The organism is Gryllotalpicola sp. CP2-P1 (assembly GCF_057512245.1).
Map to the genome: position 1 here is coordinate 1 of NZ_JBLRDT010000088.1, position 11,146 is coordinate 11,146.

Annotated in this window: 11 protein-coding genes and 1 riboswitch; of the genes, 4 read left to right on the forward strand and 7 right to left on the reverse strand. The window is 70.9% G+C overall.

What is annotated here, in order from left to right:
* The 4 genes from ACM2XV_RS08565 to purU all read right to left on the reverse strand — a co-directional run.
* The coding region (locus ACM2XV_RS08565; RefSeq protein ID WP_487026628.1) for a Gfo/Idh/MocA family protein at positions 1-604 on the reverse strand (604 nt) is incomplete at its 3' end.
* Positions 605-608: 4 nt separating this feature from the next.
* Positions 609-1,772: an N-acetylglucosamine-6-phosphate deacetylase gene (gene nagA, locus ACM2XV_RS08570; RefSeq protein ID WP_487026629.1), complete on the reverse strand. Its 1,164-nt coding sequence runs from the start codon at positions 1,770-1,772 to the stop codon at positions 609-611.
* A 22-nt stretch (positions 1,773-1,794) separates the two neighbouring features.
* A complete protein-coding gene (locus ACM2XV_RS08575) occupies positions 1,795-2,160 on the reverse strand; it encodes a YrdB family protein (protein ID WP_344776226.1) in 366 nt (121 codons plus the stop codon).
* 98 nt (positions 2,161-2,258) lie between these two features.
* Complete coding sequence (gene purU, locus ACM2XV_RS08580) at positions 2,259-3,116, reverse strand: formyltetrahydrofolate deformylase (protein ID WP_487026630.1); 858 nt, start codon at positions 3,114-3,116, stop codon at positions 2,259-2,261.
* A gap of 42 nt (positions 3,117-3,158) precedes the next feature.
* On the opposite strand from purU, the gene ACM2XV_RS08585 reads away from it, so the two are divergent.
* The 4 genes from ACM2XV_RS08585 (at position 3,159) to ACM2XV_RS08600 (ending at position 8,297) form a co-directional block, all read left to right on the forward strand.
* Positions 3,159-4,127, forward strand: coding sequence for an aldo/keto reductase (locus tag ACM2XV_RS08585; protein ID WP_344776220.1), 969 nt, complete (start codon positions 3,159-3,161; stop codon positions 4,125-4,127).
* 9 nt (positions 4,128-4,136) lie between these two features.
* Positions 4,137-4,228, forward strand: a riboswitch (ZMP/ZTP riboswitch).
* A gap of 42 nt (positions 4,229-4,270) precedes the next feature.
* Positions 4,271-5,542 (forward strand): serine hydroxymethyltransferase, encoded by a 1,272-nt coding sequence (gene glyA, locus ACM2XV_RS08590; RefSeq protein ID WP_344776218.1) that lies wholly within the window; start codon positions 4,271-4,273, stop codon positions 5,540-5,542.
* Between the two features lie 53 nt (positions 5,543-5,595).
* Positions 5,596-6,081 (forward strand): YbaK/EbsC family protein, encoded by a 486-nt coding sequence (locus ACM2XV_RS08595; RefSeq protein WP_487026631.1) that lies wholly within the window; start codon positions 5,596-5,598, stop codon positions 6,079-6,081.
* Between the two features lie 38 nt (positions 6,082-6,119).
* A complete protein-coding gene (locus ACM2XV_RS08600; protein WP_487026632.1) occupies positions 6,120-8,297 on the forward strand; it encodes an alpha-galactosidase in 2,178 nt (725 codons plus the stop codon).
* A gap of 4 nt (positions 8,298-8,301) precedes the next feature.
* Here the strand turns inward: ACM2XV_RS08600 and ACM2XV_RS08605 are convergent, their stop codons facing one another.
* The 3 genes from ACM2XV_RS08605 to galT form a co-directional block, all read right to left on the reverse strand.
* A complete protein-coding gene (locus ACM2XV_RS08605) occupies positions 8,302-8,823 on the reverse strand; it encodes a gamma carbonic anhydrase family protein (RefSeq protein ID WP_487026633.1) in 522 nt (173 codons plus the stop codon).
* 186 nt (positions 8,824-9,009) lie between these two features.
* Positions 9,010-10,194, reverse strand: a complete 1,185-nt coding sequence (gene galK / locus ACM2XV_RS08610) for a galactokinase (protein WP_487026634.1) — start codon at positions 10,192-10,194, stop codon at positions 9,010-9,012.
* Positions 10,191-11,146 (reverse strand): galactose-1-phosphate uridylyltransferase (gene galT / locus ACM2XV_RS08615; protein ID WP_487026635.1); only part of this gene is annotated, 956 nt, incomplete at its 5' end. The genes galT and galK, both read right to left, overlap by 4 nt.

Sequence of the window (11,146 nt, forward strand, 5' to 3'; positions counted from 1 at the left end):
CCGCCGCAGCGCCATCTTCGCGCGTCCCCGCGTCGCGGGTCGCCTCGACGCGCACGACCTCGCCCGCGAGCCACCGCGCCTGGTCGAGGTCATGGATCATCAGGTCCATCACGACGCCGCGCGACTGCGCCCGGTCGGCGAACCACGGCGATGTCGGGTGTGCGCCGCCGCGGTAGAACCGCAGGCGCTGAAGCTCGCCGAGCTCACCGGCACTCACCGCGGCCTTCGCCTGCGCGTACGCCGGGAACCAGCGCACGACGTGGGCGGGCAGCAGGTGCAGACCGGCGGCAGACGCAGCGTCGACCAGCTGCTGCGCCTCGGCCGCCGTGCGCCCGAGGGGCTTCTCGCAGATCACCTGCTTGCCGGCCGCGATCGCCGCGAGGCCGAGGGCAAGGTGCGTGGTCGTTGGCGTCGTGATGTCGACGACGTCGGCGGCGGCGAGCAGCGCCTCGAACGAGGCGGCCGGCTCGGCGCCGAGCTGCACGGCCGCGGCATCCGCCCCGCTTCTGCTCCAGATCACCGTGCGCACACCGAGAGCGCGCAGCTGCCGGGCATGCTCGCGGCCCATCGCACCCGCGCCGACGACGCCGACGGTCAGCGGCACGGTGTCACGCCAGCTTCGCACCCGCGGCCCACACGCCGCGCACCGACCAGGCGTGGTCGAGCAGCACGGCGTCGGCGGCGAAGCCGGGCGCGAGCAGGCCGAAGCGGTGCTCGAGGCCGAGCGCCCGCGCCGGCACGGTGGTGAGCGCCGCGACCGCGTCGATCGGCGAGAGCCCGAGGAGCTCGATGGCGTTCCGCAGCGCGACGTCGAGCGTCAGCGTCGACCCGGCGATCGAGCCGAGCGACCCATCCGGCTCGCGCAGCTTCGCCACCCCGTCGACCACCGCGACGTCGAGTGAGCCGATCTTGTAGGCGCCGTCGGGCGACCCGGTGGCGGCCATCGCGTCGGTGATGAGGGCGATGCGCCCGGGCGCGGCCGCGAAGGCCAGCTTCGCGACAGAGGGGGCGACGTGCACGCCGTCGAGGATCAGCTCGACCGTCACCCGCGGGTCCTCGAGCGCCGCGACGACCGGGCCGGGGGCGCGGTGGCCGATTCCGGGCATGGCGTTGAACGCGTGCGTCAGCAGGCGGGCACCGCGGTCGAACGCCGCGCGCGTCAGGTCGAAGCCCGCCTCGGTGTGCCCGACGGCGACCTGCACGCCGGCCTCGACGAACACGTCGATGGCCTCGAGCGCGTTCTCACGCTCGACGGCGAGCGTGATCTGCCGCAGCGTGCCGCGCGCGGCGGCGATCAGCCGCTCGACAGCGGCGGGGGACGGGTCGATCAGGAAGTCGGGGTTGTGCGCGCCCTTGCGCTCGGCGGCGAGGAACGGGCCCTCGAGGTGCGCGCCGAGGATCAGCTCGTCTTCGACGGCGAGGTCGGCGATCGCCGCGAGCGACGTGCACAGCTCGTCGAGCGGGTTCGCGACCAGGCTGATGACCGACCGGGTGGTGCCGTGCGCGCGGTGCACGTCGAGCGCCTTCGCGATCGCGTAGGCGCCGTCATCGAACGCGAAGCCGCCCGCTCCGTGGCCGTGCAGATCGAGGAATCCGGGAACCAGGTGCTGGCCATGCGCATCGAAGACGGATGCCTCGGCATCGGCGTGCGCGTGCCAGCCGTCGCCCGTGCCCGTCGCGGTGATCGTGCCGTTCTCTGCGGCGAACCAGAACTCGTCGAGCTCGCCGGTTGCGTCGATCTTGCGGGCCGAGTGGACGACGAGCACTGTCATGCTCTGAGGCTAGCGAAGCGGCTCAGAACTCGCGTCGGCCCGCGATCAATCCGGTGGCGAGGGCCACGATGGTGAAGACGCCGAAGATGATCCACTGGTGCATGTCGGCCCAGGCGAAGGCAGCCGTGCCCATCACCACGATCTCGACGATGGCCTTCACGAACGGGTCGACCGCGAGCACCGCCTTCGGTGCGCGGAACAGCCCCCACAGCACGATCGCGAGCACGGGCGCGCCGATGCCGACGACCAGGTTCAGCCAGAACGGGAACTGTGTGAAGCCCCAGATGCCGAGGGTCACGATCGCGAACACCTCACACAGGAAGCGCAGCGCATCGACGATGCCGATCTGGGGTTGCTGCGGGCTGTCGGCGGCGGGTCGTGCGGTCACTGTTAAAGGGTATCCGGGCGTAGGTCACGGAAATCTGGGCGAAGCGGATGCCGAAGCATCCGGTTCGCTTGCATGAGGGAACAGTTCCGGTCTGCGGCTCAGCGGAAGATGATCGTGCGCGCGCCGTCGAGCAGCACGCGGTGCTCGCTGAACCACTTGACCGCCTGCCGCAGCGTGCGCGACTCCTCGTCCTGGCCGGTCGCCATCAGCTGTGCCGGGGTCGCGGTGTGGTCGACGCGCACGACGTTCTGCTCGATGATCGGGCCCTCGTCGAGGTCGCTCGTCACGAAGTGAGCGGTCGCACCGATGAGCTTCACCCCGCGGGCGTGCGCCTGCCGGTACGGGTTCGCTCCTTTGAACCCCGGCAGGAACGAGTGGTGGATGTTGATCGCGCGCCCGGTCAGCGCCTCGCACAGCTCGGGGGAGAGGATCTGCATATAGCGCGCGAGCACCACCAGCTCGACACCGTGCTTCTCGACTTCGTCGAGCACGCGCTGCTCGAAGGCGGCCTTGCTCGCGGCATCCGTCACGGGCATGCTCTCGAACGGCACGCCATAGAACCCGACGAGCTCGGCGAGGTCGGGGTGGTTCGCGAGCACGAGCGGAACGTCGAGCGAGAGGTGCCCCGAGCGCGTGCGGTAGAGCAGGTCGCCGACCGCGTGGCTCGCCTTCGACGCGAGGATCAGCGTCTTCGTGGGCCGCCCGACCACATCGAGGCGCCACTCGAGGCCGAAGCGCGCGACCACCGGTGCGAGCGCGGCCTCGAACTCCTCGCGCGCGGCGGATAGCTCGACCTGCAGCCGCATGAAGAAGCGACCCGTGTCGGCCGAGGCGAACTGCTGGCTCTCGGTGATGTTGCCGTGGGCGGCGACGATCGCTCCGCTGACGGCGTGCACGATGCCGGGCTGGTCGACGCAGACGAGGGTGAGGACCCAGTGCGTGGGCGCGGAGCTCATGCGCCCAAGATTATCGGCGCGGCGAAGCCTAGGCTGACAGACGTGGAGTACGTGAAGCTCGGCAGCACAGGTCTTGAGGTCAGCGCGATCACCCTCGGGTGCATGAGCTTCGGCGAGCCCGCGGCGGGCGGCCACCAGTGGGCCCTCGGCGAAGAGGCGTCGCGCCCGCTCATCAAGCAGGCGCTCGAGGCGGGCATCACGTTCCTCGACACCGCGAACGTCTACTCGGGCGGCACGAGCGAAGAGATCGTCGGCCGCGCGATCCGCGACTTCACCACGCGCGACCAGGTCGTGCTCGCGACCAAGGTGCACGGCCGCATGCGCCCCGGTCCGAACGGCGCCGGCCTGTCACGCGCGGCGATCATGATGGAGATCGACAACTCGCTGCGCCGCCTCGGCACCGACTACGTCGACCTGTACCAGATCCACCGCTGGGACCCGAGCGTGCCGATCGAAGAGACCATGGAGGCGCTGCACGACGTCGTGAAGGCCGGCAAAGCGCGCTACATCGGCGCGAGCTCGATGTGGGCGTGGCAGTTCGCGCAGGCGCAGTTCGTCGCAGAGCTGAACGGGTGGACCCCGTTCGTCTCGATGCAGAACCACTACAACCTCATCTACCGCGAGGAGGAGCGCGAGATGCTGCCCTTCTGCGAAGAGACGGGCATCGCGGTCATCCCGTGGTCGCCGCTCGCCCGCGGCCGCCTCACCCGCGACTGGGACGAGACGAGCAACCGCAAAGAGAAGGACGAGTTCGGCAAGACTCTCTACCGCGACAGCGACCGCGTGATCGTCGAGCGCGTGGCGCGCGTCGCAGACGAGCTGGGGATTCCCCGGGCTCAGGTGGCCCTGGCGTGGCTGCACCACCAGAGCGCGGTCACCGCGCCGATCGTCGGCGTCACGAAGCCGAACCACATCACCGACGCCGTGGCATCACTCGACGTGGAGCTCAGCGACGATCAGCTCGACCTCCTCGAGGAGCCCTACGAGCCGCACGAGGTCGCGGGCTTCTGACTGATACCCTGAACGCGTCGCGACTGGCGTTGAGGTGGGCTACCACCGGGGAGCGACTCAGATCTTCCAGACTGATTCGGCCGTACGCCTGGGCCGACACGGATCCCTGATACGTCATCCGTTCCGTCAGAAAGGCGCCGGTCATGGTCGACAACTTCAATGCCCCTCTCTCCGAGGTCGATCCCGAGATCGCCGAGGTGCTGCGGCTCGAGCTGGGCCGTCAGCGCGACTACCTCGAGATGATCGCGAGCGAGAACTTCGTGCCCCGCGCGGTGCTCGAGTCCGCCGGGTCGGTGCTCACCAACAAGTACGCAGAGGGCTACCCGGGGCGCCGCTACTACGGCGGCTGCGAGTTCGTCGACATCGCCGAGCAGCTCGCGATCGCCCGCGCGAAGGAGCTCTTCGGCGCCGAGTACGCGAACGTGCAGCCCCACTCGGGCGCCTCCGCCAACGCCGCCGTGCTCTCAGCGATCGCGACGCCCGGCGACACGATCCTCGGCCTCGAGCTCGCGCACGGCGGCCACCTGACCCACGGCATGAAGCTCAACTTCTCGGGCAAGCTCTACAACGCGGTCAGCTACGGCGTCGACCCCGAGACGTTCCTCGTCGACATGAACGTCGTGCGCGACAAGGCCCGCGAGCACCGCCCGGCGGTCATCATCGCCGGCTGGTCGGCCTACCCGCGCCAGCTCGACTTCGCAGCCTTCCGTGACATCGCCGACGAGGTCGGTGCCAAGCTCTGGGTCGACATGGCGCACTTCGCCGGACTCGTCGCCGCGGGGCTGCACCCGAGCCCCGTCCCCTACGCCGACGTCGTCTCGTCGACCGTGCACAAGACGATCGGCGGCCCGAGAAGCGGCTTCATCCTCAGCCGCGACACGGCGCTCGCGAAGGCGCTCAACTCGAACGTGTTCCCCGGCCAGCAGGGCGGCCCGCTCATGCATGTCATCGCCGCGAAGGCCACCGCCTTCAAGCTCGCCGCGACCGACGAGTTCAAGGAGCGCCAGGCGCGCACCATCTCGGGCGCGAAGCTGCTCGCCGAGGCGCTGACCTCCGATGAGTCGCGCGCGTCGGGCGTCAATGTCCTCACCGGCGGCACCGACGTGCACCTCGTGCTCGCCGACCTGCGCGAGAGCGAGCTCTCCGGCCAGGACGCCGAGAACCGCCTGCACGAGGTCGGCATCACCGTCAACAAGAACTCGGTGCCGTTCGACCCCCGCCCGCCGATGGTCACCTCCGGCATCCGCATCGGCACGCCCGCGCTCGCGACGCGCGGCTTCGGCGACGCCGAGTTCGCCGAGGTGGCCGACATCATCGCCAAGGCGCTGCGCCCCGACTACGACCCGTTCGCGCTGCGCGCTCGCGTGCAGAAGCTGACGGATGCCTTCCCGCTCTACCCCGGCCTCGAGTACTGACGCGCGGCGATCCCGGCGCGACGGGCGCCGCGTGAGCCGGTAGCGTCACGAGTGTGGTGAACACCGAGCATCCCGCCATCGATCGTGTGCGCGCAGCGCTCGCCGAGCACGGCCTGAACCCTGAGATCACCTGGTTCGAGGTCGGTACCCCGACCGCGGCGGCAGCGGCCGAGGCGATCGGCACCACGGTGGGCGCGATCGCCAATTCCCTCGTGTTCGCGCTCGACGGTGCGCCGATCCTCGTGATGACGAGCGGCGCGCATCGCGTCGACACCGACTGGCTGGGCGAGCGGCTGGGCGGCATGATCGAGCGCGCGTCGAAGGATCTCGTGAAGGATGCCACGGGCCAGACGATCGGCGGCGTGGCACCGGTCGGCCACCCGGCCCCCGTGCGCACCTACATCGACACGGCGCTGCGCGACTACGACGTGCTGTGGGCTGCCGCGGGGCACGCGCACACCGTCTTCCCGCTCAGCTATGACGAGCTCGTGCGCATCACGGGCGGCACCGAGGTCGAGGTCGTGCCGCCGGCGCAGTAGCCGGCCGCGACCCTCGTTCGAGTCCCGACAGGAGATCAATGACCGAGTACCCCGAGGCACGCGCAGTGCTGCGCGCCGCCGGCGTCGCTCTCGTTCTCGACATCACGGGCGGTCGGCTGCCGTCGGTGCTGCACTGGGGGGCCGACCCCGGCGCGCTCGGCGAGGCTGACCTCGCCGCGCTCGCCGAAGCAGGCGTGTCGCCGACACGGCCGAGTTCGCCCGATGTGCCTCCGTACCTCGCAATCCTGCCCGAGCCGTGGACGGGGTGGCTCGGCACGCCGGGTCTCGTGGGGTCGCGCTCCGGCCGGGCCTGGTCGCCGAAGTTCACCGTGACCGGCATCGAGGCCGACGGCGTGGAGCTGCACGGCCCCGAGGTCGACGCCGTCGAGGCGGCGCGACTCGCGGTGCGGGCGAGCGATGAGCAGGCATCCCTCGGCCTTGAGCTCGTCATCGAGCTGGACCCGAGCGGTGTGCTGCGCACCCGCGCGACGCTCACGAACTCGGGCGACGACGACTTCCAGCTCGATGCGCTCAATCTGGCGCTGCCTGTGCCCCAGCACGTGGGCGAGACGCTCGACTTCGCCGGCCGCTGGGGCAAAGAGAAGGTGCCGCAACGGCAGCCCATCACGGTCGGAACGCACCGCCGCGAGGGCCGTCAGGGGCGCACCGGCTGGGGTGCCGCAGGAGTCCTGCACGCTGGGGCGCCCGGCTTCGGCTTCGCCTCGGGCGAGGTCTGGGGCATCCATACGGCCTGGTCGGGTAACCACGTGCACTACCTCGAGCGCGTGAACGAAGGCGAGACGGTGCTGGGCGGCGGGGAGCTGCTGCTGCCGGGCGAGGTGCGGCTCGCGCCGGGGCAGGCGTACACGTCGCCATGGCTCTACGGCGCGTACGGCGACGGGCTCGACGAGGTGGCGCGGCGCTTCCACCGTCTGATGCGCGCTCGGCCGCAGCATCCCTCGTCGCCGCGCCCCGTGACGCTCAACACGTGGGAGGCGGTGTACTTCGACCACGACCTGCCCGCGCTGCTCGAGCTCGCCGAGCTCGCGGCAGAGCTCGGCGTCGAGCGGTTCGTGCTGGACGACGGCTGGTTCGGGTCGCGTCGCGACGACACGTCGGGCCTCGGCGATTGGACGGTGTCGGTGGATGCCTGGCCGAACGGGCTGACGCCCCTGATCGACAGGGTCACCGAGCTCGGCATGCGCTTCGGGCTGTGGGTCGAGCCCGAGATGGTGAACCCCGATTCCGAGCTCGCGCGCGCCCACCCCGAGTGGATCATGGCGACCGGCGGCCGGCTGCCGATCGAGGCGCGGCATCAGCAGGTGCTGAACCTCGCGATTCCCGAGGCGTACGACCACATCCGTGACGCGCTGGTCACGCTGCTCGACGAGAACGACATCTCCTACCTCAAGTGGGACCACAACCGCGATCTCGTCGACGCCGGCACACAACCCGGCGGGCGCCCGGCCGTGCATGAGCAGACTCTCGCGTTCTACCGCCTGGTCGCCGAGCTCAAGCAGCGCTTCCCCGGGCTCGAGATCGAGTCCTGCTCGTCGGGCGGCGCCCGCGCCGACCTCGCCGCGCTCGAGCACACCGACCGCATCTGGGTCTCCGACAACATCGACCCGCTCGACCGCCAGCAGATGCTGCGCTGGACGACCCAGCTGCTGCCGCCCGAGCTGCTCGGCTCGCACGTCGCCGCGGGAGTGAACCACACCACGGGGCGGCAGAGCTCGCTGTCGTTCCGGGCCGCGACCGCCGTCTTCGGCCATTTCGGAATCGAGTGGGACCTGCGCCAGGCGACGGCGGAGGAGCGCGCGCAGCTGCGCGAGTGGATCGCGTTCTACACGGAGCACCGCGCCCTGCTGCACGGCGGCGACGTGGTGCGCCTGGATCACACCGACCCGACGCTCCTCGTGAACGGCGTCGTCGCCCCAGACAAGTCGCAGGCGATCTACGCCTACGTCTCGCTGGCCATGAGCGGTCTCGTCACCCCGGGGCGCGTGCGGCTTCCCGGCCTCGACCCGCAGCGGCGGTACCGGGTGCGGCCCGTGTTCGCAGAGTCGCTGCCGCGCATCGCGCAACCGCCTGCCTGGTGGAACGGGGGAGAGGGCGTCGTGCTGAGCGGCGGGTTGATCGCGTCAGCCGGCCTGCACGCGCCGTATCTTCCGCCGGAGACGGCCGTCGTCTATCTCGTCACGGAGGAGCGCTCGTGAGGCCTCAGAGGGCTGTGCCCGCGTAGAGCCGCGCCCGCTCGGCGTAGTGCTGCGCATTGACGCGGATTCCTGCCACTTCGGCATCCGTCAACTCCCTGCGCACCTTCGCCGGAACCCCTGCGACCAGCGACCGCGGGGGCACGACCGTGCCCTCGGTCACCAGCGCGCCCGCCGCGACGAGCGAGCCGGTTCCGATCACGGCTCCGTTCATGACGGTGGCGTGCATGCCGATGAGCACGTCGTCTTCGATGGTGCAGCCGTGCAGCACCGCGCTGTGTCCGACCGAGACGCCGGCGCCGATCGTGAGGGGCTTGCCCGCATCGACGTGGCAGGCGACCAGGTCCTGCAGGTTCGAGCCGGCGCCGAGGGTGATCGGCTCGTTGTCGGCGCGCAGCACCGCGTTGAACCACACGCTCGAGCCTTCGGCGAGGGTGACCGCGCCGATCAGCGCGACCCCGGGCGCGACATACGCCGCCGCGCTCTCGTTCGGTGTTCCGATGGGCAGGGTCACACGCGTCTCAGCCATGACCTCTTCCTATCAGGGGTTCCTCGCAGGGGTGCGTGCTCGACGCTGCTCGGATCCGCTCGGCGCTGCGCGGATCCGAGCAGCGCGAAGAGGATCCGAGCAGCGCCACCAGCTTCCGCCGTGCGCCACCCGGATCCGAGGAGCGGAATGCGGAAGCTGGTGGCGCACGCGGCGCCAGGGCCGGTGCTAGCGGTCGCGGCGGGCGCCCTGCGACGGCCACACGAGGAACATCTCGGGCCCCGTGTAGCCGTGCTCGGCGAAGGCGCCGTCGATCGCGACCTGCACGTGCGTGATCGCGGCGACCGGCGTGAGCGCGATCACCGATCCGCCGAAGCCGCCGCCCGTCATGCGCGCCCCGATGGCACCGTAGTTGAGCGCGATCTCGACGGCGAGGTCGAGTTCGGGCGTCGAGATGTCGAAGTCGTCGCGCATCGAGCGGTGCGAGGCGAACATGAGGTCGCCGATCGCATCCGGCCCGTCGGCGCGCAGGGCCGCGACGGTGTCGAGCACCCGCTGGTTCTCGGTGACGATGTGCCGCGCACGGCGATAGGTCACGCCGTCGAGCCGATCGCGTGCCTCGAGCAGCTGCGGCCAGGTGACGTCGCGCAGTGCCCTGACGCCGAGCTCACGGGCCGCGGCCTCGCACGAGGCGCGCCGGGCGGCGTAGTCGCCCGAGGCGTGGTCGTGGGTCACCTTCGTATCGATCACGAGGATGGCGAGCTCGGATTCCTCGAGCCGCAGGTCCACGGGCTCGGACGACCCGTCGCGGCAGTCGAGGAAGAGCGCCGCGCCCTCCTGCGACAGGAGCGAGGCGGACTGATCGAGGATGCCCGTCGGGGCGCCGACGAAGTCGTTCTCGGCCCGATGACACACATCGACGAGCCGAGCACCGTCGAAGCCGAGACGCCACACCTCGTTCAGCGCGACCGCAAGCGCGCCCTCGATCGCCGCAGACGACGACAGGCCGGCGCCGATCGGCACATCGGAGTCGAAGTGCACGTCGAAGCCCGGCAGGCCCGCGAGATCAGCGCCGAGCTGCCCGAACGCCCAGGCGACCCCGAGCGGGTAGCCCGCCCAACGGCCGTCGGCCGGGACGCCGGCCAGCGACGACGCGCCCGCCGCGACATCCGCCAGCCTCACCTCGACCACGTCGTCGCTCGCTGCGCTCGAGACCCGCACGATGTCATCGTCGCGCAGTGCGAGCGCGGCGAAGGTGCGCCGGTCGATCGCGAACGGCAGCACGAAGCCCTCGTTGTAGTCGGTGTGCTCGCCGATCAGGTTGACGCGGCCCGGAGCCGACCATATTCCGGAAGGCGCATATGAGTAACGCCGCTCGAATCCGGTGCGCGTCTCGTCGACGAGCTCGCTCATACGGGGTTCTCCTCATCTGCCTGCGCGATCGCGGCGCGCAGGCGCTCGGCCTGGGTCTCGGGTGGGATGTCCCCGATCCACGCGCCCATCGCGGCCTCGCTTCCGGCCAGGAACTTGAGCTTGTCGGGGCCGCGGCGCGGGCTGGTCAGCTGCAGGTTGAGGCGGATGCTGTCACGATGCGTGTCGACGGGGGCCTGGTGCCACGCGGCGATGTACGGGGTCGGGTCGCCGTAGAGCGCGTCGACGCCCCGCAGCAGTCTCAAGTACAGCACGGCCAGTTCATCGCGCTGCGCGCTGCTCGTCTCGGCGAAGTCGGCCACGTGCTCGTTCGGCAGCAGGTGCACTTCGATGGGCCAGCGGGCGGCGAAGGGCACGAAGGCTGTCCAGTGCTCGCCCGCGAGCACCACGCGGGGGCCCGCCTGCTCGGCGGCGAGCAGGTCGGCGAACAGCCCGGGGCCGTACTCGTCGATCGACGCGATGAGGCGCTGCGTGCGCGGCGTGACGTAGGGGTAGGAGTAGATCTGGCCGTGCGGGTGCTGCAGGGTGACCCCGATCGCCGCACCGCGGTTCTCGAACGGGAACACCTGCCGCACGCCGGGCAGCGCCGACAGCGCGGCCGTGCGATCGGCCCACGCTTCGATCACCGTGCGCGCCCGGGAACGGTGGATCGATCCGAACGCGCCCTCGTGCTCCGGGCTGAAGCACACGACCTCGCAGCGGCCGTACGACGGCGCCTCGCGGTTCAACCCGACCCCGTCGAGGCGGGCGGGGTCTGCCTCGGCCGAGCCCGCGACGGGCAGCGCGGGCCCGAACGACGGCGACCGGTTCTCGAACACGGCGACGTCGTAGTTCGCGGGGATCTCGGACGGGTTCTCAGGCGTCTGCGGAGCCAGGGGGTCGAGCGCGGCGGGCGGCATGACGACGCGGTTCTGGCGGGCCGCGGCGATCGAGA